The 23,709-nt window shown below is 67.6% G+C and carries 24 protein-coding genes; 5 read left to right on the top strand and 19 right to left on the bottom strand.

Translation table 11 applies throughout. The features are described 5' to 3' along the window. Positions 1 to 81: 81 nt before the first annotated feature. Positions 82 to 1,095: a tRNA dihydrouridine(20/20a) synthase DusA gene (gene dusA / locus SOM39_RS11545; RefSeq protein WP_320458424.1), complete on the bottom strand. Its 1,014-nt coding sequence runs from the start codon at positions 1,093 to 1,095 to the stop codon at positions 82 to 84. Positions 1,096 to 1,472: 377 nt separating this feature from the next. Between dusA and SOM39_RS11540 the strand changes: the two genes are divergently transcribed. After that, on the top strand, positions 1,473 to 2,429 hold the full coding sequence (locus SOM39_RS11540; RefSeq protein ID WP_320458423.1) for a cation diffusion facilitator family transporter: 957 nt from the start codon (positions 1,473 to 1,475) through the stop codon (positions 2,427 to 2,429). 186 nt (positions 2,430 to 2,615) lie between these two features. Continuing rightward, on the top strand, positions 2,616 to 3,074 hold the full coding sequence (locus SOM39_RS11535) for a hypothetical protein (RefSeq protein ID WP_320458422.1): 459 nt from the start codon (positions 2,616 to 2,618) through the stop codon (positions 3,072 to 3,074). On the opposite strand, the gene SOM39_RS11530 is transcribed toward SOM39_RS11535, so the two are convergent. Next, positions 3,067 to 3,897 (bottom strand): AraC family transcriptional regulator, encoded by an 831-nt coding sequence (locus SOM39_RS11530; RefSeq protein ID WP_320458421.1) that lies wholly within the window; start codon positions 3,895 to 3,897, stop codon positions 3,067 to 3,069. The two genes, SOM39_RS11535 and SOM39_RS11530, sit on opposite strands and share 8 nt — an antisense overlap. A gap of 111 nt (positions 3,898 to 4,008) precedes the next feature. Between SOM39_RS11530 and SOM39_RS11525 the strand changes: the two genes are divergently transcribed. Beyond that, on the top strand, positions 4,009 to 4,434 hold the full coding sequence (locus tag SOM39_RS11525) for an organic hydroperoxide resistance protein (protein WP_184126145.1): 426 nt from the start codon (positions 4,009 to 4,011) through the stop codon (positions 4,432 to 4,434). A 189-nt stretch (positions 4,435 to 4,623) separates the two neighbouring features. On the opposite strand, the gene mmsB is transcribed toward SOM39_RS11525, so the two are convergent. Genes mmsB through SOM39_RS11500 form a run of 5 tightly spaced genes read right to left on the bottom strand, consistent with a single transcriptional unit; the run spans position 4,624 to position 10,176 of the window. After that, positions 4,624 to 5,514, bottom strand: a complete 891-nt coding sequence (gene mmsB, locus SOM39_RS11520; RefSeq protein WP_320458420.1) for a 3-hydroxyisobutyrate dehydrogenase — start codon at positions 5,512 to 5,514, stop codon at positions 4,624 to 4,626. Then, positions 5,511 to 6,686 carry an enoyl-CoA hydratase/isomerase family protein gene (locus SOM39_RS11515; protein WP_320458419.1) on the bottom strand — a complete coding sequence of 392 codons (1,176 nt, stop codon included), beginning with the start codon at positions 6,684 to 6,686 and terminating at the stop codon, positions 5,511 to 5,513. Before SOM39_RS11515 ends, mmsB begins: the two co-directional genes overlap by 4 nt. After that, positions 6,683 to 7,483, bottom strand: coding sequence for an enoyl-CoA hydratase (locus tag SOM39_RS11510; RefSeq protein WP_320458418.1), 801 nt, complete (start codon positions 7,481 to 7,483; stop codon positions 6,683 to 6,685). Before SOM39_RS11510 ends, SOM39_RS11515 begins: the two co-directional genes overlap by 4 nt. Then, the gene (locus tag SOM39_RS11505) at positions 7,480 to 8,646 is read right to left on the bottom strand and encodes an acyl-CoA dehydrogenase family protein (RefSeq protein ID WP_068848509.1); all 1,167 of its coding nucleotides are present in this window, start codon (positions 8,644 to 8,646) and stop codon (positions 7,480 to 7,482) included. Before SOM39_RS11505 ends, SOM39_RS11510 begins: the two co-directional genes overlap by 4 nt. A gap of 24 nt (positions 8,647 to 8,670) precedes the next feature. Further along, positions 8,671 to 10,176 (bottom strand): CoA-acylating methylmalonate-semialdehyde dehydrogenase, encoded by a 1,506-nt coding sequence (locus SOM39_RS11500; protein WP_093535064.1) that lies wholly within the window; start codon positions 10,174 to 10,176, stop codon positions 8,671 to 8,673. A gap of 112 nt (positions 10,177 to 10,288) precedes the next feature. Here SOM39_RS11500 and SOM39_RS11495 point away from each other — a divergent pair, with 112 nt between their 5' ends. Beyond that, on the top strand, positions 10,289 to 11,659 hold the full coding sequence (locus SOM39_RS11495; RefSeq protein ID WP_320458417.1) for a helix-turn-helix domain-containing protein: 1,371 nt from the start codon (positions 10,289 to 10,291) through the stop codon (positions 11,657 to 11,659). Between the two features lie 101 nt (positions 11,660 to 11,760). Here the strand turns inward: SOM39_RS11495 and SOM39_RS11490 are convergent, their stop codons facing one another. The 12 genes from SOM39_RS11490 to SOM39_RS11435 form a co-directional block, all read right to left on the bottom strand. Then, positions 11,761 to 13,644, bottom strand: coding sequence for a patatin-like phospholipase family protein (locus tag SOM39_RS11490; protein WP_320458416.1), 1,884 nt, complete (start codon positions 13,642 to 13,644; stop codon positions 11,761 to 11,763). Between the two features lie 73 nt (positions 13,645 to 13,717). Then, positions 13,718 to 14,266: a lipocalin family protein gene (locus tag SOM39_RS11485; protein ID WP_320458415.1), complete on the bottom strand. Its 549-nt coding sequence runs from the start codon at positions 14,264 to 14,266 to the stop codon at positions 13,718 to 13,720. 20 nt (positions 14,267 to 14,286) lie between these two features. After that, entirely contained in the window at positions 14,287 to 15,360 is a 1,074-nt protein-coding gene (locus SOM39_RS11480) for an SAM-dependent methyltransferase (protein WP_320458414.1), read from the bottom strand. Then, positions 15,357 to 16,151 carry a DUF1295 domain-containing protein gene (locus SOM39_RS11475; protein ID WP_320458413.1) on the bottom strand — a complete coding sequence of 265 codons (795 nt, stop codon included), beginning with the start codon at positions 16,149 to 16,151 and terminating at the stop codon, positions 15,357 to 15,359. The genes SOM39_RS11480 and SOM39_RS11475 overlap by 4 nt, the downstream gene beginning before the upstream one ends. Beyond that, positions 16,148 to 16,702 (bottom strand): DUF2878 domain-containing protein, encoded by a 555-nt coding sequence (locus tag SOM39_RS11470; protein ID WP_320458412.1) that lies wholly within the window; start codon positions 16,700 to 16,702, stop codon positions 16,148 to 16,150. The genes SOM39_RS11475 and SOM39_RS11470 overlap by 4 nt, the downstream gene beginning before the upstream one ends. A 1-nt stretch (position 16,703) precedes the next feature. Beyond that, a complete protein-coding gene (locus SOM39_RS11465) occupies positions 16,704 to 17,960 on the bottom strand; it encodes a cyclopropane-fatty-acyl-phospholipid synthase family protein (protein WP_320458411.1) in 1,257 nt (418 codons plus the stop codon). Next, entirely contained in the window at positions 17,957 to 18,724 is a 768-nt protein-coding gene (locus tag SOM39_RS11460) for a DUF1365 domain-containing protein (protein ID WP_320458410.1), read from the bottom strand. The genes SOM39_RS11465 and SOM39_RS11460 overlap by 4 nt, the downstream gene beginning before the upstream one ends. Then, positions 18,721 to 20,001 carry an NAD(P)/FAD-dependent oxidoreductase gene (locus tag SOM39_RS11455; RefSeq protein WP_320458409.1) on the bottom strand — a complete coding sequence of 427 codons (1,281 nt, stop codon included), beginning with the start codon at positions 19,999 to 20,001 and terminating at the stop codon, positions 18,721 to 18,723. Before SOM39_RS11455 ends, SOM39_RS11460 begins: the two co-directional genes overlap by 4 nt. 1 nt (position 20,002) lies before the next feature. Beyond that, positions 20,003 to 20,962 (bottom strand): acyl-CoA desaturase, encoded by a 960-nt coding sequence (locus SOM39_RS11450; protein ID WP_320458408.1) that lies wholly within the window; start codon positions 20,960 to 20,962, stop codon positions 20,003 to 20,005. 94 nt (positions 20,963 to 21,056) lie between these two features. Continuing rightward, entirely contained in the window at positions 21,057 to 21,824 is a 768-nt protein-coding gene (locus tag SOM39_RS11445; RefSeq protein WP_320458407.1) for an anti-sigma factor, read from the bottom strand. Continuing rightward, on the bottom strand, positions 21,821 to 22,390 hold the full coding sequence (locus SOM39_RS11440; RefSeq protein WP_068848483.1) for a sigma-70 family RNA polymerase sigma factor: 570 nt from the start codon (positions 22,388 to 22,390) through the stop codon (positions 21,821 to 21,823). Before SOM39_RS11440 ends, SOM39_RS11445 begins: the two co-directional genes overlap by 4 nt. 70 nt (positions 22,391 to 22,460) lie before the next feature. Further along, positions 22,461 to 23,240, bottom strand: a complete 780-nt coding sequence (locus SOM39_RS11435) for a hypothetical protein (protein ID WP_320458406.1) — start codon at positions 23,238 to 23,240, stop codon at positions 22,461 to 22,463. A gap of 133 nt (positions 23,241 to 23,373) precedes the next feature. Here SOM39_RS11435 and SOM39_RS11430 point away from each other — a divergent pair, with 133 nt between their 5' ends. Then, positions 23,374 to 23,670, top strand: coding sequence for a HigA family addiction module antitoxin (locus SOM39_RS11430; RefSeq protein ID WP_217537580.1), 297 nt, complete (start codon positions 23,374 to 23,376; stop codon positions 23,668 to 23,670). Positions 23,671 to 23,709 lie beyond the last annotated feature (39 nt).

The following is a 23,709-nucleotide window of genomic DNA, read 5'->3' as shown; positions in this document are numbered from 1 at the left end:
GACCGCCGCATCGCTTTGTTCATCTAGGTGAACATTGACGGCTACTTGTCGCCCGATGTCAAGCGCGTCCTGTGACGCGGTTCACGCTGCGACGCGTTCGGCCTGGTCGCGGGTGATGGTGAGGGCCTGTTCGATCAGCCCCCAGTCGGCGCCCGGGCGGTGTGCGCCCTCGCTCAGCACCTGGCGGAAGGCGCGGCCCCCTGGCTGCCCGTGGAACAGGCCCAGCAAGTGGCGGGTGATGTGCTTCAGCGCCAGCCCACGGGCCAGCTGGGCCTCGATATAGGGGCGCATGGCGCGCAGCAGCGCCTCGCGCGGCTGCAGTGCAGCACCGGTCTGCGCAGCCTCCAGCTGATGCAGCACGTAGGGGTCGTGGTAGGCCGCGCGGCCCAGCATCACCCCGTCCAGCGCGGGCAGCTGGGCCTGGGCAGCCTCAACGGTGGCCAGGCCGCCGTTGAGCACGATCTGCAGCTGCGGGCGGTCGGCCTTGAGCCGGTGCGCCCAGTCGTAGCGCAGCGGCGGCACTTCGCGGTTTTCCTTCGGCGACAGACCCTTCAGCCACGCGTTGCGGGCGTGCACTATGAACATCGCGCTGCCGGCGTTGGCCGATTGATCGACGAAGTTCACGAAGTTTTCGTAGTCGTTGTCTTCATCCACGCCCAACCGGCACTTCACCGTGATCGGGATGTCCACCGCGTCGACCATGGCCGCCACGCACTCGGCCACCAAGGTGGGCTCGCGCATCAGGCAGGCGCCGAAGCGGCCGGCCTGGACCCGGTCGGAGGGGCAGCCGCAGTTGAGATTGACCTCGTCGTAGCCCCAGTCCTGGGCGATCTGCGCGGCCTGCGCGAGCAGGGCCGGATCGCTGCCGCCGAGCTGCAGGGCCAGCGGCTGTTCGCTGCCATCGAAGCCCAGCAGGCGCTCGCGGTCGCCGTGGATCACGGCGTTGGCGTGCACCATTTCCGTGTACAGGCGCGCACCCGGGGCCAGCAGCCGGTGGAACACGCGGCAATGGCGGTCCGTCCAATCCATCATGGGGGCGACGGAAAGGCGCAGGGAAGCGGCGTAGCGGTCTGCGGAGGTGGCAGGCTGGGTCATGGGAATCTAGGCAGGCGGAGATCGCTGGGTTTGCCAGCGCGATCAATAGTTTACCTGTGCGGGATGAATGCTGCCCGTGGGGCCGGAACGAGTGTTGGAGGTGTGGATGCCCCCAGCCCAGAGGATGCCCACCACGGGAGGAGGCCTTGGTAGGGTTGGTCGTCAGACAACTGCCGATAACGGTGATCTGCCCTTTAGCGCATGACCTTTCTGGCAAGGTGCGCTTGCTTCGTTGAAGGTCATGCGTCACCGCGCCGATCATTCGTATCGGCAGTCGTCTGGCGACCAACCCTACCGGCGCCGTGCCATTGCCTTCGTCAGCTTCACCCACGCACGGTACCCTCGACGGACTGGTATTCGTTGCCAAAATCACACCTATGCGTTTCCTGCACCCTGCCACCTTCGACAGCACCACCGAACAGGGGGTGCTGCGCCTGTCGATCGCCGCCTCTTTCGGTGTGGCGGCCATTGCCGTCGCCTTCGGGCTTTATGCCAATTCGTCGTTGATCATCTTTGACGGCATCTATGGCCTGATCGATGTGGTGATGACCTGGCTGTCGCTGTTGGTAGTCCGGTTGATCAGCATGTCCACCAACGTGGATGCGTTGCAGTCCCGCTTGAACCAGCGCTTCACCATGGGCTTCTGGCACCTGGAACCCATCGTGCTCGGTGTCAGCGGCACGCTGATGATTGGCGCTGCCTTGTATGCAGCGGTCAATGCGGTGGACGCATTGATGTCCGGTGGCCGCGAGATCGCGCTGGGGCCTGCCATCGTGTTCGCGGTGATTTCAATCATCATCGAAAGCGGGCTGGCGCTGTTCGTGCGCCGCGCCAACCGCTCGATCGGTTCGGAGTTCATTGCGCTCGACGCGAAGAACTGGGTCGTCGCCGCGAGCATGTCGGCCGCCTACCTGGTCGCCTTCGTCGGCGGCTGGCTGCTGCGCGGCACGGAGTGGGCGTGGCTGGTGCCCTACATCGACCCGGCCATCCTGCTGGTGGTGTGCCTGTTCGTCGTGGTCGCGCCACTCGGCACCGTGCGCCAGGCGCTGTCGGACATCCTGCTGATCACCCCAGTGGACCTTCAGGCGCATGTTGACGAGGTTGCACGCGGCATCGTCGCCAAGCACGGGTTCATTGAACACCGCAGCTACGTGGCCAAGGTGGGCCGTGGCGATCAGATCGAATTGTTCTTCGTGGTACCGGCGAACGACCCGCCGCGCCCGCTGGTCGAATGGGACCAGCTGCGCGACGAGATTGGTGAGGCGTTGGGCGAGGAATCGACCGACCGATGGCTGACGATCATGTTTACTACTGATCGCGAATGGACGATCTGACGAGCCTGCTTGTGACGCGTGTAGCGGAACATTCATCACGATAGGTTTCATTGAATCAAAGCGCACTGCCGATCTAAACGTTGCATTGGGCTTGAGCGACGCAGCGAATTACGGTTCTCTCAGCCCGCCTCACGGCGGCACGCGCAGCGGGTGTTCCGTTGCGCGTAAACGAAAGGACCTTGATCAATGAAGAATGGAATTCCAACCCTTGTTGCGGCGGCCCTGACGGTTTTCATCGCAGGCACGCCTGCCTCTTCAGCGCATGCGGACACCCGGTCGCCGACCATTGTTGTCGTCAACCAGTCGTGGGAAGCGCACGAAGCGGAAGGCCTCAGGGTGCTTGACTGGGTTGCCGCGCATTCTCCTGACCGAATGCCAATCGGACGCAATGGACGCGTAACTGTTGAGCAGGTCAAGAAGTTTGCTCGTACACGTCGGTCGAGCTCGGAAACCTCCGCGCCTCCCGGCGGCTTGCCGGACAAGGGTTCACAGGGCGAAGAGTACAACGTGGAAAACACCCTTCCAGACGGAACCACGCAGACGTGGAGCTATCGCTGGACTGAACCATCGACGGGCCACGGCGGACGTTGGGAAATGGTTGGCTACTCCTACCGCAAGGGCGATGATCCCCTCAACGTCAGGTAGTGTGCACGCCCTGCTTCCACTGCCGCGGCGATTGCCCGGTCTGCGACTTGAACGCGCGCGACAGCGCCGCTTCACTGCCGTAGCCCACATCAATCGCGATCCGCTTTAGCGGTTGGCCCTTGCGCAGTGCCTGCTGCACCAGACGCGTGCGCCAGCCCTGCAGGTAGTGGCCGGGGGTGCTGCCGATGGTGTCGCGGAAGCTGTCGGCAAACGCGCTGCGCGACATGCCGGCGCGCTGGGCGAGCGATTCGAGGGTCCATTCCTGCGCGGGTTCTTCGTGCATGGCCACCAGTGCGTGACGCAGGCGCGGGTGGGCCATGCCGGCCAGCAGGCCGACGCGCAGCTGGCCGCTTTCCATCAGCGCGCGCAGGATCTGGATCATCACCACTTCGAACAGCCGGTCGAGCAGCGCCTGGCGGCCGCAGCGCTGGGCGAAGGCTTCTTCGAAGAGCACCGAGAGGATCGGTTGGCCGCCGTAGAGCTCCTGCAGCGGCAGGCAGATCACCGGCGGGAGCGCGGCGGAGACGGGGTTGTTGCCGCCGCCTTCGAACTGGAGGTGGGCGCAGGCGAAATCGGCACCGCTGTCCGGATCGGTGACGAAGCGGTGCGCGAGCGGGCGTGGATATACCAGCACGCTGGGTTCGCTGATCTCGATGACGCTGCCGTCGGCATGCTCGACCCGGACCTGGCCGTCGCGGATCAGGTGCAGCTGGCCGCGCTCGCCGTCGGCGGCCAGGTCGTTGATGCCGCACAACGCGCCGGCATGGAAGACTTCGGCATTGACCGCAAAGCGGCCGAGCAGGGATTGCAGGCGGTCAACCATTCCGGACTCCAGATCAAGTTTTCTGGATCTTATGTTGCCACACGTCCGCTTTGGAGGCGCACAGTACACCTCACCAACCGGTCCACCCCATTTACAGCCAGGAGCTATCCCATGTCGATTGAAAAGGTTCTCTACACCGCACACGCCACCGCCACCGGCGGCCGCGAAGGCCACGCCACCTCGTCGGACAACGTGCTGGACGTGCAGCTGTCCACCCCGCGCGAGCTGGGCGGCGCCGGCGGCCCGGGCACCAACCCGGAGCAGCTGTTTGCTGCCGGCTATTCGGCCTGCTTCCTGGGCGCGCTGAAGTACGTCGCCGGGCAGGCCAAGGTCGCGCTGCCGGCCGAGACCAGCATCACCGGCAACGTTGGCATCGGCCAGATCCCGACCGGCTTCGGCATTGAAGTGGAACTGCAGATCAGCGTGCCGGGCCTGCCGCGTGAGCAGGTGGAGGAGCTGGTGCAGAAGGCGCACATCGTGTGCCCGTATTCGAATGCGACGCGCGGCAATATTGATGTGACGCTGACCGTCGTTTGATGGGAGTGTGTGCCGACCAACGGTCGGCACCTACCTTGGTCAACACGTCGGCGGTCATGCCCGTTGGTCGTGACGAAAAAAATGGGCGGATGCCGGTCGCGTTGACCGTGCATCCGCCCATCCCACCGCGGTGGATCCCGTGTTTCGGGATGCATTCGGGTTGTTCGCGTCACGACCAACGGTCGTGAGCTACCCCTCGGAGGTTACGAGCTGCACTACGCTGGAGAAGTCGAGCTTGCCGCGGCCTGCCTGGTGGTTCATCGAGTACAGGTTGCGGGCCAGTTCGCCCAGCGGGATCGAGGCGCCTACGCTCATCGCCGCTTCCACGGCCAGGCCCATGTCCTTGAGCATGAGGTCGCTGCCAAAGCCGCCGCTGTAGCCGCGCGAGGCGGGCGCATTTTCCAGCACGCCCGGCCAGGGGTTGCATACTTCGGTGGCCCAGCTGCGGCCGGTGCTGACCGCCATCATCTGCGACAACACCTTCGGGTCCAGGCCATGGGCCACGCCCAGCGCGATCGATTCGCCGGTCACGGCCATGATCACGCCCAGCGCCATGTTGTTGCACAGCTTGGCCACCTGGCCGGCGCCGCTGGCACCCACGTGGAAGATGTTCTTGCCCATCGCCTGCAGCAGCGGGCGCGCGCGTTCGAGCGCATCGCTTTCGCCGCCGACGATGAAGGTGAGGGTGCCGGCCTGGGCACCGGCGGTGCCGCCGGAGACCGGGGCATCCAGCATCTGCAGGCCGCGTGCGGCCGCCGCTTCGGACACCTTGCGCGCGGTGGCGGGCGCGATCGTGCTGCAGTCGATCACCAGCGCGCCGCCGGGGATGTCGGCCAGCAGGCCGTCCTCGCCCAGGTACACGCTTTCGACGTGGCGGCTGGCCGGCAGCATCGAGATGACCACTTCGGCATCGGTCAGCGTGTCCAGCGCGGAGCTGGCGGCGGTGGCACCGGCGTCGACGGCGGCCTGCACGGCGGCCGGCACCAGGTCGAACACGCGCACGGCGTGGCCGGCCTTGGCCAGGTTGGCGGCCATCGGCCCGCCCATGTTGCCCAACCCGATGAATGCAATACGGCTCATGCGTGGCTCCTTTCAGGAACAGTGGCGCCCAGGTCGGCCAGCGGATGCGTGGCGTCGTCCCACGGCGAAGCGAAGAAGGTGTCGGCCCAGCCCACCGTGGCCTCAGCCAGCGTCTGCGGCTGCCAGTGCGGGGTGCGGTCCTTGTCGATCAGCAGCGCGCGGATGCCTTCGGCGAAATCGCCGTGGGCGGCGCAGTGCAGCGCGGCGATGTATTCCAGGCGATAGACGTCGGCCAGCGACGCACCGGCGGTGCGCTTCTGCAGTTCCCAGGCCAGGCGCGCCGAGCCAGGGGCACCGGCGGCCAGCGTGGCCTGCGCGGCCTGCAGCCACGGATCTTCGTTCTGCAACGCGGCAATGGCGTTCACCACCGCAGGCCCATCGCTACCCTTGCACAGCGTGTCGATCAACGCGGCGTTGCGCAGCAGCGGACCGGTGGCGGCATCGCTGGCGTGCTGCTGCAACAGGGTGCTGAGCTGTTCGTGGTTGCGCTTGGCATCCGCACTCCAGTGCACGTCGGCCAGCGCGTTGAATACATCGGCGCGCTGGGCCTCGGCGATATGGATATCGGCCATGCCGGCATAGATGGCGTCGCCGGCATTGAGCGGCGCGCCGGTCAGGGCCAGGAACAGGCCGGCCTTGCCCGGTACGCGCGGCAGCAGCCAGCTGCCACCCACGTCCGGGAACAGGCCCACGGTGATTTCCGGGAACGCCAGCTTGGAGCGCTCGCTCACCACGCGGTGGCTGGCACCGGACATCAGCCCGATGCCGCCGCCCATGACGATGCCATGGCCCCAGCACAGGATCGGCTTGGCGTAGGTATGGATGGCGTAGTCGACGCGGTACTCCACGTCGAAGAACTCGGAGGCGTAGTGGTTGTCGCGCACATCGTCCGCACCGGCATCGCGGTAGGCGCGCATGCTCTGGTACAGGCTGTGCAGGTCGCCACCGGCGCAGAACGCCTTCTCGCCCGCGCCCTGCAGCACCACCAGCGCGATGCCGTCATCGGCCGCCCAGGCGGTCAAGCGCTCGTGCAGCAGGTGCGCCATCGGCAGCGAGAAGCCATTGAGGGTGCGCGGTGCGTTGAGCGTGGCAATGCCGATGCGGGTGCCGTTGGCGGCAGTGCGCTCTTCGAACAGCACCGGCGCCTCCACGCTGGCCTCGGGCGTGGTCATGCGTTCTTCCACTGCGGTGCGCGCTTTTCCAGGAAGGCGTTGACGCCCTCGCCCTGGTCGGCGCGGTCGAACAGGTCGACGAAGGCCTCGCGCTCGGCGACCAGGGCCGAGGCGTGGCTGATGCCACTGCGGGTGGCCTGGACCAGCGTCTTGCAGGCCGCCACGCTGGACGGGCTCTGCTTGCCGGCCTTGTTCGCCCACTCGAGGGCCAGCGCCTTGGCTTCGCCCTTGCCCACTTTTTCTTCTGCCAGGCCAATCCGCACGGCGGTATCGGCGTCGATGCGTTCGCCCAGCAGGATCATCCGCTTGGCCCAACCCTCGCCGACCAGGCGGGGCAGGTTCTGGGTGCCGCCGGCGCACGGCAGCAGGCCGACAGTGGCCTCCGGCAGCGCAACCTGGGCGTGTTCTTCGATGATGCGCAGGTCGCAGGCAAGCGCGCATTCCAACCCGCCGCCCATGGCGTAGCCGTTGATGGCGGCAATCGAAACGCCGCGGAAACCGGACAGTGCTTCAAACGCTTCACCGAAGCGACGCGCAGCCTCACGGGCCAGCGCCTTGTCGCCGGAGGCGAACTGCTTGAGATCGGCGCCGGCCGAGAAGAACTTCTCGCCGCCACCGGTGATCACCAGTGCGTAGATGCTGGTGTCAGCGTTGAGCGCACCGACCAGGTCGCGCAGCGCCGACAGGCTGTGCACGGTCCACGTGTGCGCCGGAGGGTTGTCCAGGGTTACCACGGCGGTGTGGCCGTTGGCCTCGACCTTCAGGCCCACGTGTTCCTGCTTGCGCCAATCCATCATCGCAGTTCCTCATCGGTGTTGAGCAGGTGGCGGGCCACGATCACACGCATGATCTCGTTGGTGCCCTCCAGGATCTGATGAACGCGGCTGTCGCGCAGCAGGCGTTCGATCGGGTATTCACGAATATAGCCGTAGCCACCGTGGATCTGCAGCGCGTCATTGCAGACCTGGAAGCCGGCGTCGGTGGCGAAGCGCTTGGCCATCGCGCACCACACGTTGGCATCGCTGGCACCGGCGTCGAGCTTGCGCGCGGCGGTGTGCACCATCTGCCGCGCGGCCACCAGCTGGGTGACCATGTCGGCCAGCTTGAACTGCAGCGCCTGGAAATCGGCCAGCGGCTTGCCGAACTGGCGGCGCTCGCCCATGTAGCGGCGCGCGGCATCCAGCGCGCCCTGCGCGGCGCCCAGCGAGCAGGCGGCGATGTTGATGCGGCCGCCATCCAGGCCCTTCATGGCCAGCTTGAAGCCACTGCCCTCTTCGCCCAGCAGGTTGCCCACCGGCACGCGCACGTTTTCGAACGTGATGCCGCGGGTAGGCTGGCTGTTCCAGCCCATCTTCTCTTCCTTGCGGCCGTAGCTGATGCCGGCCAGGTCGGCCGGCACGGCCAGCGCGCTGATACCACTGGCACCGGGACCGCCGGTACGTGCCATCACCACCAGCAGCTCGGTGGCACCGGCGCCGGAGATGAAGGCCTTGGCGCCATTGAGCACGTAATGGTCGCCATCACGCACGGCGCTGGTCTTCAGCGAGGCCGCGTCCGACCCGGCACCCGGTTCGGTCAGGCAGTAGGAGGCCAGCTTGCTGCCCGAAGACAGCGCCTGGCCCCACTCGGCGCGCAGCGCTTCCTGGCCCCAGCTGCTGACCATCCACGAGGCCATGTTGTGGATGCTGATATAGGCGGCCGTGGACGGATCCACGTTGGCGAGCTCCTCGATGACGACGGCGGCGTCCAGACGGCTCAGGCCGCTTCCACCGACTTCAGGATCCATGTACAAGCCACAGAACCCAAGTTCCCCTGCCTTGGCGATCGCCTCGCGCGGAAAGATGCCCTCCGCATCCCATCGCGCGGCGTGCGGCGCCAGTTCGGCCTGGGCGAAATCACGCGCGGCTTCTCTATAGGCCTGCTGCGCTTCTTCGAGTTCCGTCGTCATCGAGTTGCTCATGAACACTCCGTGCCTTGCAGGCGCTTACTTCAGGCTGATGGTGGTGTTGACGCCGTGACCCAGGGTCTCGTCGTCGAACCAGCGCGCGGTGATGGTCTTGGTCTGGGTGTAGAACATCACCACCTGCTTGCCGTACGGGCCCAGGTCGCCGAGCTTGGAGGCACGCGAACCGGTGAACGAGAACAGCGGCACCGGCACCGGGATCGGCACGTTGATGCCCACCTGGCCGACGTCGATTTCTTCCTGGAAGCGACGGGCCGCCGCGCCGGACTGGGTGAACAGCGCGGTGCCGTTGCCGTTGGGGTTGCTGTTGATCAGCTCGATGGCGTCATCCAGCGTTTCCGCTTCGAGGATGACCAGCACCGGCCCGAAGATTTCTTCGTCGTACACGCGCATGCCCGGCTTGACGCCGTCGAAGATGGTCGGGCCCACGAAGTTGCCCTTCTCAAAACCGTCCACCTGCGGGTTGCGGCCGTCGAGCACCAGCTTGGCGCCCTGCTCCACGCCCGAGGCGATCAGCGCTTCGACGCGCTCGCGGGCGGCGCAGGAAATCACCGGGCCCACATCCGTACCGGCCACGCTGCCGGCGCTGACCTTGAGGGTCTTGGCCTTGGCCACCAGGTCCGGCACCCACTCGCGCGCTTCACCGACCAGCACCAGGGTGGAGGCGGCCATGCAGCGCTGCCCGGCCGCGCCGAAGGCGGCACCGACCATGGCGTTGAGGCTCTGTTCCTTGTTGGCGTCCGGCAACACCACGGCGTGGTTCTTGGCGCCCATCATGCACTGCACGCGCTTGCCGGCCAGCGAGGCGCGGTTGTACACGTGGGTGCCGACGCGGGTGGAGCCCACGAAGGACACGGCCTTGATGTCCGGGTGGTCGCAGATCGCGTTGACCACTTCTTCGCCGCCGTGCACGACGTTGAGCACGCCCTTCGGGATGCCCGCTTCCAGCGCCAGTTCCACCAGGCGCATGGTCACCATCGGGTCCTGTTCGGACGGCTTGAGGATGAAGGTGTTGCCGGTGGCGATGGCCATCGGGAACATCCACAGCGGAATCATCGCCGGGAAGTTGAACGGGGTGATGCCGGCGCACACGCCCAGCGGCTGCAGCAGCGTGTAGGTGTCCACGCCGTTGGCCACGTTGTTGGCCAGCTCGCCCAGCTGCAGGTTGCCGATGGCAGCGGCATGTTCGACCACTTCCAGGCCGCGGAACACATCGCCTTCGGCGTCGGGCACGGTCTTGCCCTGCTCGGCGCTGAGGATGTGGGCCAGTTCGCTCATGTGCTCGCGGATCAGCTGCTGGTACTTCAGGAAGATGCGCGCGCGGGTGCCGATCGGGGTCTTGCGCCAGGTCTTGAAGGCTTCCTTGGCCGAGGCCACGGCGGCGTCCACTTCGCTCACGGTGGCGAACGGCACCTGGGCCAGGACGTCCTGGGTGGCCGGGTTGACCACGTTCTGCCAGTGCGAGCTGGCCGATTCGACGAACTGGCCATCGATCAACATGCGGATACGGGGCGCTGCAACAGTCATGGCAATACCGGCGGATGCGAAAGGTGATTGGCATTATTCACAGGCCACCGCTCGATTTCCGGGCTGTCTGCGCTTAATCTGGCCAACGCCCGCTACGATTTCTGTTAATTCTGTGAATAGCCCCCTCCCCCATCGCCAGATCGGCCTGCGCCTGCTCAAGCTGCGCGAGCAGCGCGGCTACAGCCAGGCCGACCTCGCACGGGCGCTGGGGCTGTCGGCCAGCTACCTGAACCAGATCGAGCGCAACAAGCGCCCGCTGACCCCGGCCGTGCAGGGCAAGCTGCGCGAGGTGTTGGGCGACGTTACCGACCTGTTCGACGTGGATGAACCCGGCGCGCTGCAGGAAGCACTGGGCGAGACCCTGCGCGACCTGGGCCTGGATGAGGTCAGCGGCACCGAGCTGCGCGCCATGGCCGGCAACCTGCCGCAGATCAGCCGGGCCCTGCTCGACCTGCACCGCCGCCACCTGCTGCTGCGCGAACACGCTGCCGCGCTGGAGTTCCAGCTGGGCGACCCGCAGGCCGGGCATGCGCTGCCGGCCGGCGACCAGGTGCGGGACTTCTTCAACCGCATGCACAACCACATTCCCGAACTGGACGACCTGGCCGAGCAGCTGTTCGGCGAATGGGGGCTGGTGGCCGGGCACGTGGCGCCGCGCCTGCGCCAGCTGCTGGCCGACCGCCACGGCGTGCTGGTGGAAGTGGGGCCGCTGCAGGCCGGGCGCGAGAAGCGCGTGTACGACGGCGGCAGCCGCACGCTGTGGCTGCCCGATTACCTGGAACCGGGCCAGCAGGCGTTCCAGATGGCCGCCGAGCTGGCCCTGCTTGGATATGCGGCGCAGATCGATGCGGTGATCGCGCGCGCGGGCTTCCGCGAACCGGAACAGATCGCGCAGGCGCGGATCGGCATGTCCAATTACTTCGCCGGCGCGCTGGTGATGCCGTATGCGCAGTTCCTGCGTGCGGCCGAGCACAGCGCCTACGACATCGATGCGCTGGCGCACCGTTTCGGGGTGGGCTTTGAAGCGGTCTGCCACCGGCTGAGCACGCTGGCCCGACGCAGTGCGCCCGGGCTGCCGTTCTTCTTCATCCGGGTGGACCGCGCCGGCAACGTCTCCAAGCGGCACTCAGCCACCGATTTCCACTTCTCGCAGGTGGGCGGCTCATGCCCGCTGTGGATCGTGTACGAGGCCTTCAACCAGCCCGGGCGGGTGCTGACCCAGACCGCACGCATGCCCGACGGGCGCCGCCACTTCTGGCTGGCACGGCAGGTCAGCAGCGGCCCGATTGGTCATGGCCAGCCGCGCAAGACCTTTGCGGTCGCGCTGGGGTGCGACCTGCAGCACGCCGAGCGGCTGATCTACTCGCGCGGGTTGGATATCCAGAGCCCGGGCAATTCAGTGTCCATCGGCCCGGGTTGCCGGGTCTGCCCGCGCGAGGACTGCATGCAGCGCGCGTTCGCGCAGCTGCCGGGGCGCGCGTGACCGGGTCCCGGTAGCGCCGGCCGTTGGCCGGCCCTCGGGATGCCGCAACGTTCATGAGGGCCGGCCAACGGCCGGCGCTACCGCTATTGACCGCGTTGCGGTCAATAGCTGGGCGTCACCTTCATCTGTGGCAGCGGGCGCGGGGCGCCGTCGGTGAGGTCCGGGCCGAGGTCTTCCCAGGTCTGGCCCTGTTCGACCATCAAGCGCCACAGCTGCTGCGATTCGCGGCGCTTCTCTTCCGAACTGAACCGGTAGGAGGGCGGCGGTGGCGCCCCCTTCGCCACCGTTTCGTAGGCGTCCTGCCAGGCGCTCACGCGCTGCGCGGGGTCGTCGGTACGCGCCACCTCCACCGTGTAGCGCTGATACGCCGACGCCAGGTTCCGCCAGCGGATCCAATAATGATTGGCGAACGAGAAATCACAGAAGCGCTCCCCGGCCACACTGCCCTTGGCGGCAATCCGGCTGAGCACCGCCTGCGGCATGTCCAGGTTCATGCCGCCTTCGTCGCCCTGCAGCGTTACGTGCACGATGCGGTCGCGGTAGCCCGGCGCGCGTGCCTGCAGCACGTCACGCCAGTTCTGCATGGTGGAGACGATGGAGAACAGGAAGCCGGACATCTCCGCCGCCGCCAGCGGCCGCGCGATGGACTGGTAGCTGCGTTGCCAGCCATGCCGGTTTTCGGTGGGCAGGAACACGGCGGCGTTGATCGCATCGGGCGAGTCTGGCGCGGCGCGCAGCGGTTCGGCGGTGTGCGGGTACACCAGGTTGATGCCGAAGGTGGGCCAGCGCGGCAACGCGGCGTCGAAAAGGTGGATGGGGAAATTGCTGCTGATGCCGCCATCGGAGAACCAGCACACCCGGAACGCGGTGATCGCCGGGCCGCTGCCGTGGCCGCCACTGGTCAAGCCTTCGGTGCTGTCGGCCACGTTGCGATCGCCATGCGCGGGCGCGACATCGGCCATCGGTTCACAGCGCCGCTCGCGCCGCGCCGGTTCGTGCAACGGCACCGCGCTGATCAGCAGCGGAAAGCTCAGGCTCATGCGCGTGGCCACCAGTACCGGCAGCTGCTCGCCTTCGGGCAGGCGGTAGTAGTCCACACCGTCCACGTGATGCGGCGCGCCCGCGCGGGCGAGCAGCCACGTCACCACGCTGGCCGGGAACAGCTGTTCGAACTGGTCGCGCCGGAACCAGAACTGCGAGGCGCTGAACGGCAGCGTGCGCGGCTCGGTGTGCGATACACAGGTGGTGATCATCTGCAGGCTGACCGCGTGCGTGCCCTCCGGCTCGCCGCTGTAACGCGGGGCGTCATGCAGGTCGGCGAAGGTCAGCGGCTGGTCCAGCGGCTTGCCGGCCAGGGCCTGCAGCTGGGTGTGCAGCCAGTCGGTCAGCGCAGGTTTGTCGGCACCGCTCTGGGTGGCGCCCGAGCACAGCCCCAGCAAGTTGCGCCGCGCTACCCGCGCCACCCGCAGCGCGGACGCCAGTACCCCCGCCCCATATGCGCACAGCAGCGACGGCAGCAGCGTGGCCCACATGCCCTCCACTCCTGCGGCCAGCCAGCCGATGCCCAGCAGCCCGACCAGCGCGGCCAGCAGTTCCAGCGGGGCGATGGCGAACACCGCCGCCAGCAGGCACAGGATCTTGCGCGGCAGGCTCGCCTTGCCGGTGAGCATCACCAGCAACCGGTAAGCGGTACGCGCGCCGTAGGCCGGCTGGAACAGGCTGTAGATGAAGCCGCGCCGCGACAACTGGGTGGACACATCGGCCAGCCCGGCAAAGCCCGCCTGCGGGCCCATCGGTTCACCGGCCCGGCAGCGCCGGTCGCCCAGCGCCGCGGCAGCGGCCACGGCGGCGGCGATCGCCCCGGCCGAGGTGCCGCCGATGTTCTTGAAGCGGTATTCGCGGGCCAGCGACAGCACCGCATTGGGGTACACGATGCCACTGGTGATGCCGCCCTTCATGACCAGATCGCAGTACTTGTCCGCCATGTCGCCGCCCTCTGTCCGCCTTGGGTTCCAGTATCCCCCAAGGCCTTCTCAGGGCCTGAGAACCGCGCCCCAGTTATGGCTTCGGGCGGTTGGTCGCGGCTGACTGGGGTACGCGGCGCACCTGCGACAGGTCATAGCCCAGCGCGGCAATCCGGGTCATGGCCGCCTGGTAGTCCTGCTCGGAGATCTGCGGGGTGCGCGCCATCAGCCACATGTAGTCGCGCTTGCTGCGGCCAACGACGGTCTGCTGGTAGTCATCGTCAAGGTACACGATCACGTACTCGGCCTTGATCGGCCACACGAACTGCATGCCCCACTCGGCACCGTTGGTGCCTTCCTTGACCGTGCCGATCGGATGCATGGTCTTCACCGGCGCATCGAAGCTGCCCTTGCGGTAGGTGAAGGTGGTCTGGATGCGGCCGTCCGGGCGAAGCGCGTAGGACTCCACCGCATCGAACGCTTCGCGCTCGGGCCGGCTGGGAATGTGGGCAATCACATACCAGTCGCCCATGAAGCGCGGCACGTCCACGTGGGCCACCGGCGGAATGGGACGGGTATTGCCACCGCAGCCGCCCAGCAACATGCCGGCGGCGAGGAGGGGAAGCAGTGGGCGTAGCTTCATGGCGTTTTCCTCATGAGGGGTCAGGCGCGGTCGAACAGGTAGTGGGCCACCATCCACTGCTGGCCCTTCTGGTAGCCGAACAGCTCGGCGCAGGCCATCCAGAACATGCGCCAGCGCTGGAACCACAGTGCGGCGGCAGCCTCGCCGTAGCCCTGGCGCAGCACCGCCATCACGGCGTCGCGGTTCTGGTCCTGGCGCTCCAGCCAGTGGTTGGCGGTACGTTCGTAGTGGGTGCCGTCCAGCAGCCAGCGCTGCTGCAGCTGCATGTACTGGGGGAAGTGCAGCAGGGTGTCGGCGGCCGGCATCAGCCCCCCGGTGAAGAAGTGCCGCCCCATCCAGTTGTCATCGCCTTCGGTCTCGAACGGGTACATCAGCGTGCGGTGCACGAAGATGTGCACGAACAGCTTGCCGTTCGGGCGCAGCCACTGGTGGATGCGCTGCAGCAGCCGGGCGTAGTTGCGCACGTGTTCGAACATCTCCACCGACACGCAGCGGTCGAAGCTGCCCGGTTCCAGGATCAACTCGTTCACATCGCGGGTCAGCACTGTCACATTGGTGAGACCGCGTGTGCGGCACTGGCCCAGGATGTACTCGCGCTGGCTGTTGGAATTGGATACGGCGGTGATGCGCGAGGCGGGATAGCGCTCGGCCATCCACAACGTCAGCGATCCCCAGCCGCAGCCCAGCTCCAGGATGTCCTGGCCGTCGGCCAGCTCGGCGCGCTCGCCGTACAGGGCCAGCATCGCTTCTTCGGCCTGATCGAGCGTTTCCGTGCCGGTGGGGTAGTAGCAGCTGCTGTACTTGAGCCGTGCACCCAGGCAATCCTGGAAGAACGCAGCGGGCACTTCGTAGTGCTGGCGGTTGGCCGCGTCCACGTGCAGCGCCAACGGGCTGCGCGACAGCGACACGATGCGCGCGGAAAAGCGCTGCGCCTGCTCTTCCACGGTGCCTGCGCTTTCCTCGCGCAGGCGCGCCTCGCACTGGCGGCGGATGCCCAGTCGCAGCAGCGCATCGGGCAGCAGGCCGCGTTCGGCCAGGCCGGTCAGTCCGGGCGCGTAGTCGGGCAGCGGCAGCGATTCTCGGGCGACATTCACGGTGAAGACTCCTTGCGGGGCGAAGCAGTGCGGGAGGGGAACCACGGAAACAGCATCGGCGTGCTGCGCTGGTAGTCGCGGTAGTCCTCACCCCGGGTGCGCAGCGCCTGCGCCTCGGTGAAGGGAATGCCGCTCACCCAGCGCAGGAACACGTACATCACCACGGGTCCGGACCAGGCCAACCACCACAGCGGCGAGTGCACGGCCAGCAGCACGTAGGTGAACCAGTGCACCCATTCGGAGAAATAGTTTGGGTGGCGCGAGTAGCGCCACAGGCCGCTGCGGCAGGTCTTGCCCTTGTTGGCCGGGTCGGCGCGGAAGCGCGCCAGCTGGCGGTCGGCCAGCGATTCGCCGCCCACGCTGAGCAGCCACATCGCGATGGCGGCAATGATCCAGCCCATCGGCAGCGCCGCGCTCTGCGACACCGCCACGAATGGCAATGCGAACAGCACGATCAGCAACGCCTGGAACTGGAAGAAACCGAAGATCTTGCCCTGGTGGCCGTTCCAGTGCCGGCGCAGGTGCTGGTAGCGGCCATCCTCGTCTTCGCTGCGCACGCGCTTCCACAGGTGCAGGGCCAGCCGCGACCCCCACAGCCCGCCCAGCAACGCCAGCGCGATGCGCGGCGCCGTTGCGCCATCGCCCAGCCACGCCAGCAGCAGTGCCGAGGCGCCCACGCCCTTGGCCCACAGCACATCGACCACGCCGATGTTCTGGTGGCGGCGCTGCCACCACCAGCCCCAGCACATGATCAGTGCGGCATACAGCCAGACCCATCCAAGATTCATCATGCATGCGCTCCATTGGTGTTCGTAGCCACTGGTGCCGCCCCGCGCTGCCAATGGCGCGCGCAGAGGGCCAGCAGCGGCAGTGCGATGGCCCAGCCCAGGGCAAGAAAGGCCACGCCCTGCCAGGACGGCGACGGGAACGCCACCGCCGACCAGCCGCGCGCGGCGGAGAGATACGCCAGCGGCGCGATCACGCCGAGCAGCGCGGCCAGCCAGAGCCGCCGCTGCAGCACCTTCAGGGAAACCGTAAGGGTCATCGCGAATGCGGCCCACAGGGCGAGGATCCACACCGGCGCCAGCCACGCATTGGGCCAGGCAGCGGCGTACACCACCTGCCCGCTTGCACCCGCGATTCCATCCACGACCAGCCCGCACAACACGGCCACCCCAAGCAGCCTGAGGTCGACGCTGGGCTGCGCGGACATGGCGAGCTGGCTGGCCACATAGGCAGCTGCGGCCAGCAGCGCCGGCCAGCGCAGCCCCTGCCCGGCGCCGACCACCGCGCACAGCCAGACCAGCTGGTTGCCGATGACGTTGGCCCAGAAGTGGCGCATCTCAGTGGGTGCCCTCGATCGGTGCCGGCCGGTACCCGGGGCGCGCCAGCAGCAGCTGCGACACACCGATGGAGCGTTCCAGGAAGCCTCCTTCGCAGTAGGCCAGGTAGAACTCCCACAGTCGGATGAAGCGCTCATCGAAGCCCTGCGCGCGCACCGCCGGCAGCTGCGACAGGAAGCGAAGGCGCCAGGCACGCAGGGTGAGCGCGTAGGACTGGCCGAAATCATGCTGGCCGATCAGCTGCAGGTCGCTGCTGCGGGTCTTGGCCGCCATGATCGCGTGCAGCGAAGGAATGAAGCTGCCGGGAAACACGAAGCGCTTGATGTAGTCCACGCTGCGCCGCGCCTGCTCGTAGCGTTCGTCTTCGATGGTGATGGCCTGCAGCAGCGCCAGGCCTTCCGGCTTGAGCAGCCGGGTGAGCGTGGCGAAGTAGGTATCGAGGTACTGCGCGCCGATGGCCTCGATCATCTCGATGGAGACCAGCTTGTCGTACTGGCCCTCCAGGTCGCGGTAGTCCTCCAGCAGCACCGTCACCTTGTCCTGCAGCCCCGCGCTGGCCACCCGCTCGGTGGCCAGCGCGTACTGCTCCCTGGAGATGGTGGTGGTGGTGACGTGGCAGCCGTGGTGAAGCGCGGCATACACCGCAAAACCCCCCCAGCCGGTGCCGATCTCGACCACGCGGTCGCCCGGCTTGAGCTGCAGCTGTTCGCAGATCCGCGCCAGCTTGCGCTGCGAGGCCACTTCCAGCGTGTCACCGGGCTCGGCGTACAGCGCCGAGGAGTACATCAGGTCGCGGGACAGGAACAGCGAGAAGAACGCATTGCCCAGGTCGTAGTGCGCGGAGATGTTGCGGCGGCTGCCTTCGCGGGTGTTGCGGCGCAGCCAGTTCCAGCCCTGCAGCAGCCAGCCGCCCACCCGCGCCGGGCCGCGCTCCATGCCATCGAGCAGCGCGCGGTTGCGCACCAGCAGCTGCACCAGCCCAACGAGGTTGTCGCAGCGCCACTCGCCGCGGATGTAGGCCTCACCGGCACCCACGCTGCCCTGCGCGCCGATCGCACGGTAGAAGGCCGGGTTGTCCACCCACACTGTCACCTGCAGCGGTGCAGCGGCGTCACCGATGGAGACATCGCCCAGTGCATCGCGCAGCTGCAGCCGGCCACCCTGCAGCGGGGCCAGCTGGGCCAGCAGGCGGCGGCGCAGGAACGCTTCCAGCGTGCTGGGCTCAGGCAGGGCAAGCGGTCGGGTCATGTCGTTCATGGGTGCTTTCCAGCAATGGAAGGGTGGTCGTGGACGGGCGTGCGTTTCAGCCACAGCCGCAGCGCCTGCCAGTGGATGGCCGCCACCACCTGCACCGTCATCAGCGGGTGGCGCAGCAGCACGCGGGCCAGGCCGGGGCCGGTGAGGGGATGGCGCCGAAGGGCGAGGTCGGCGTCGAACTGGCGCTCGCCGTTGCGCCACACCTGCATGTGCACATGCAGGTCATCGCCCGGCGCGGTGAAGCGCCAGCGATACTCGCAGTCCATCGGCAGGAACGGGGAGACGTGGAACTGCTTCTCGAAGTTCCAGGCCAGCGCCCGGCCGTGCGCGTCGGCCTGCGCCACGGGCAGCACGTAGGCGTGGCGTTCCTGCCAGGGCGTATTGGTGATCTCGGCTACGATGCAGTCCAGCGTGGTGCCATCGGCGGCATAGCAGTAGTAGAAACTGACCGGGTTGAAGATGTGCCCGGCATGGCGCAGGTGGGCGAGCATGCGCACGGGACCCGGCGGTGCATGGCCCAGCGCCTGGGTGATGCGTCCGCGCACGGCATCGGCCAGCGGCTGGTCCGGGTCGCCCAGGTAATCGCTGCGGCGGAACTCCGCCAGGTTGCGGCGGTTCACCGACCAGAACCAGCGGCCATCGAACAGGTGGTCCAGCTCGTCCAGGTCGATCAGCAGCTGTGCGATGGGATAGTCGAACGCGTGCGGCTGCGGCGCATGCCGGCGGTGCTGCATCCTGCCGCGATAGATCGCACTGGCCGTCATGCCGTTACGCCCTGCGACAGCGGCCAGTACGCCTCGGCATCCAGCGATTGCAGCGCCTCCACCACGCGGCGCGCACTGCGGATGCCATCTTCATGGAAGCCCCAGCCCCAGTAGGCGCCGGCAAACCAGGTGCGGCGCCGCCCCTGCACTTCGGCCCAGCGCCCTTGTGCACGCACCATGGCGTGGTCGTGCACGGGGTGGGCGTACTGCATCCGGCGCAGGATCTTCTCCGGCGCGATCGCATCGGTACGGTTGAGCGTCACCACCAGCGGCGTGGGCGTATCGATGCCCTGCAGCAGGTTCATGCAGTAGCTGACCGTGCACGGTGCCAACGGGTCGCGCGGCACGTGTGCGTTCCACGCCGCCCAGGCCTTGCGGTTGCGCGGCAGCAGGTTGGCATCGGTATGCAGCACCACCTCGTTGGGCTGGTAACGGATCGCGCCGAGAACGCTGCGTTCGGTGGCATCGGCATCGGACAGCAGTGCCAGCGCCTGGTCGCTGTGGCAGGCCAGCACCATCTGGTCGAAGCCCTCCAGCCCATCGGCGGTGAGCACGCGCACCCCGTGCTCCTGCCGCTCCACGCCCAGCACACGGCATTCCAGCCGCTCGCGTACCCGCCAGCGCCGCCGCATCGCGTCCACATATCGCGCCGAACCGCCCTGCACCACCCGCCACGCCGGGCGCCCGGTCATCTGCAGCATCTGGTGGTTGGCCATGAACTGCACCAGGTAGCGCGCCGGGAAGTCGGCCAAGGCCTGGACCGGCGATGACCACAGCGCAGAGGCCATGGGTAGCAGGTGCTCCTGGATGAAGGCCTCGCCGTAGCGGCCCTGCTTCAGGTAGTCGCCCAGTGACAGTCCCTCTTCCCCGCTGTGCAGCAGCGCCGGCGCCTGGCGATAGAAGCGGCGCAGGTCGCGCAGCATGCCCCAGAAGCGCGGCGAGAGCAGGTTGCGGCGCTGGCAGAACAGGGTATCCAGCGTGGTGGCGTTGTACTCCAGGCCAGTGCGTTCGCTGTGCACCGAAAAACTCATGGTGGTGGGCTGCGACGCCACGTGCAGCTCATCGAACAGCGCGGTCAGCAGCGGGTAGTGCTGCGGGTTGAACACGATGAAGCCGGTGTCCACCGCCTGCGCGCGGCCATCCACCATCACGTTGTGAGTGTGGGTGTGGCCGCCGAGGTAGTCGTTGGCCTCGAACAGCGTCACTTCATGGCGCTGGCTCAGCCACCAGGCGCTGGCCAGTCCCGCGATGCCCGATCCGATCACGGCAATGCGCATGTCAGTGCTCCGCCTTGGCCAGCACCCAGGCCGGCACCGGTTTGAGGTCACGCACCAGGCCCAGCGCGGCCATCGCGCGCAGGCCGTACCAGGTGATGTCCACTTCCCACCAATAGAAGCCCTGGCGCACCGTGCCCGGGAAGAAGTGGTGGTTGTTGTGCCAGCCCTCGCCGAAGGTGAGCAGGGCCAGCCACAGGTTGTTGCGGCTGTCATCGCCGGTGTTGAAGCGGCGGCGGCCAAAGCGGTGCGCCAGCGAATTGATCGTCACCGTGGCGTGGAACAGCACCACCGTGGAAATGAAGAAGCCCCACACCAGCATCTGCCCGCCGCTGGTGCCCAGGCCCGGCGCGACGTGTTCCAGCAATACGCCAAGCCCGTACAGCGCAGCGGCCAGTGCCACCGGCACCAGGGTGTCGAAACGGTCCAGCCAGCGCAGCTCCGGATACTTCGCCAGGTCCGGAATGCGCGCCCAGTCGGTGCGGAAGCCTTCGGTGGTGAGGAACCAGCCCATGTGGCTCCACCAGAAGCCGTGCACGGTGGGCGAATGCGGGTCCGCAGCGGTTTCGGTGTGGCGGTGGTGGTTGCGGTGGTGCGCGGCCCACCACAGCGGGCCGCGCTGCACGCTGGCCGCGCCGATCAGTGCGAACACGAACTGCACCACGCGCGAGGTGCGGAAGGTGCGGTGCGCGAAGTAGCGGTGGTAGAACGCGGTGATGGCGAACATGCGCACCGCGTACAGCGCCAGCGCCACGCCCACCGCCACCCATGACACCCCCACCCAGATCACCGCCAGGCAGGCCAGGTGCATGCCCACGAAGGGAATCGCCCGCAGCCAGTCCACGCGGTTGCCGCTCCCACCGGCGGCCGGCGCGGCGGCGCCGGTGTCGAACCAGCGCAGCACGGTGGCCCAGCGGCCGCGCGTGGCGCGGGCGGGTTGGTCGGGGGTGGAACGGGACAGCATGTCGCGCGTCTCCTGAGCGGTTCATCAGGAGATACGCAGGCCGGCGGCGTTTGGATGCACCCCTTCCGAAAAATAATTCCGGAAGGGGTGGTCCTTACAGGTTGACGATGTCGCCCTTGGCGATGACCGGACCGGTCGGAATGCCCTGCGGCGCGCCGCTCGACGGTTCCAGCGTGATCGCCAGCACCGACCCGTTCACAAGGACATCACGCAGCGCGTCGGGCACGGCCACGGTATGGGCGCGGTTGATCGACACCAGGCCCAGAGAACGCGGCGCACCGCCGGCCGGAATCAGCCACAGCTCCGGTGCGCGGCCAGCCGCATCGGCCGGTGCGGGGACGGGCACCATCAACACCTTGCCCTGTGCCTTGTCGACCGAGGCCAGCCAGCCGGGCGTGCCATCGTCGTGCAGCAGCGGAGTGACCGGCTTGGTCGCCTGCTCCGGCTCGGCCGGGGTCGGCGCCGGGGTGACGGCCACCGGGGTGGACGGGGCGGTGGGCAGCGGCTGGCGGTTGAACACCGCCACCAGTGCCAGCGCAGCCGCCAGGGCAGTCATGCCCTGCCAGAAGCCGGTGCGTTGCCAGAGCCTGGGCGCGGCGGTCACCGCCGGCCAGCCCAGCTCGCTGCGGATGCGCGGCCACAGGTGCGCCGGCACCGCCTCGCTGCCGAGCTCCTCCAGCAGCGGGGCCAGCCGCACCTGCCACTGCTCGACCAGCCGGGCGAAGCCCGGGTCGGTGGCGATGCGGTGTTCGATCTTGAGGCGCTCGGCGGCGTCGTGCACGCCCAGCACGTATTCGCCGGCCAGGATGTCGGCGCTCGGCGGCTGGCCGTCGTCTAATTCATGAAGGTCGCGGATGTTCATCGTTCGAGGCACACCCGCAGTTGGCCCAGCCCGCGCCGGATCCAGCTCTTCACCGAACCCAGCGGCGAACCGATGCGGCGGGCCAGCTCTTCATAGCTGGCACCGTGCAGGAACGCACTGCGGATCAGCGAGCGGCGGCGCGGTTCCAGGGTATCCAGGCAATCATCCAGGCGCTCGCGGTCGGAGGCGTGCTCGGCCGCCTGCGCCGGCTGCGGCGCGAAATCGGGAATCTCTTCGGCCACGGAAAGGTCATCCAGCGGGCGCGGCGGGGCCGAGCGCAGGCGGTCGATCGCGCGGTTGCGCGCCATCATCGAGAGCCAGGTCATGGCCGAGGCCCGCGTGGCATCGAACTGGGTGGCCTTGCGCCAGACCGTGGTGAAGACGTCCTGCAGGACCTCTTCGGCATCGCGGCGGTCGCGCAGGGTGTGCAGGCAGATCGCGAACAGCCGGCCCGAGGCCAGCTGGTAAACGGACTCGAACGCCTGGCGGTCGCCCTCGGCCACCTGGACCAGAAGCCGGTCCAGGCGTGTTGATGCGGCGGTATCGGAAGCATCCAGCTCAGGCATCGCGGGCTCGGTGTCGGCAGGTAGCAAGCCTGCATGGTCGTTGCTCCTGAGGTCGGCTGCAAGAGGGTATTCATGAGTCGCATGTCTTCACCAACGCTTGCCCCCGCGCCGTGGCAAGCTCGGCCGCGCTGGCGGCTACGGGCGGCGAGGGGAACTCCACGCGCACCTGCGGGTAGCGCCCCTTGTGGTCGCGTACGTTGCCGGTGCCGGTGAACTGCAGCAGGCGCTGGTCGGCGCTGGCATAGATGAGGGTTACCGCCGGCACCGCGAAGCCGAACCAGGCATCGAGCTTCATCTGCAGCTGCTGCGCCGGCTGCCCTTTCCAGGTGAGCGCTGCGGTGCGTTGCAGCTTCAACGGCACCAGCCGCTGGCGGCTGGGCAGCAGGAACTGGAACGCCACCGGCTGCCCTTCGAGCAGGTCTGACCAATGCCGCCGCACGGCGGCGTCGAAGCCGGCATCGACGACCGCGCCTGCGGGCACCTCCAAGGCGCGGCTGACCGGCTTGGCGTCTGAAGTGGCACGCACATACACCGTGCGCGCCGCACCATTCCCACGCACGCCTTCCTGGTAGCCGTCGCGGCCGTCCTCCAGCGCGAAATCCGGCGTCTGCGGGCTGCCCTGCGGCGTCATCCACTTGCGCGCGAAGGGGCGGCCGTCCGCGCAGCGGTACAGCACCAGCCGCGACAACGCCTCGGGCGGCCCCTGCAGCCAGTGCGTCTCGCGGTAGAGCAACGCGCCACCATCCGCAGCGAACGCGCGCCCTTCCTGCCGCTGCACGGCCTGGGCAGGCGCCAGCAACGGGCACAGCAGCAGAAACAGTCCAGCAAAGCTGAGGGGGAGGCGGCGCATGCCGGTTTCCATGGGAGGTTGCTGGAGAGATACGCGGCAAGTGCCTCGACGGATGCACCGATAGGTTCTTTCGATTTGACGTACTACCGCCAGACGGTAGTATTTTGTTCAACGATCTTTGGGACCGCTCCTAATGCGCTCCATCCCTTACCCGCATCCCGGCGAGATCCTGCAGGAAGAATTCCTCACGCCGTTCGGATTGACCCAGTACCGGCTGGCCAAATCGATCGAGGTCAATCAGACGCGGATCAGCGAGATCCTCGCTGGGCGCCGCAGCATCACCGCCGATACCGCGTTGCGGCTGGCGCGCTTCTTCGGCACCAGCGAAGGTCTGTGGATGAATCTCCAGATGGCGTACGACACCGCAAAGGCGCGCGATGAATTGGCCGACGTGCTGGCCCGTATCGAGCCGTTCAAACCCGCCACGTAAGGCGAAGCTCTCCCTCCCCTTGACCGCCGGCGCAACTCG

The sequence above is a fragment of the Stenotrophomonas sp. CFBP8994 genome, from assembly GCF_034044835.1.
GTDB classification, from domain to species: Bacteria; Pseudomonadota; Gammaproteobacteria; order Xanthomonadales; family Xanthomonadaceae; genus Stenotrophomonas; species Stenotrophomonas rhizophila_A.
This window is presented reverse-complemented; position numbering and strand designations above follow the sequence as displayed.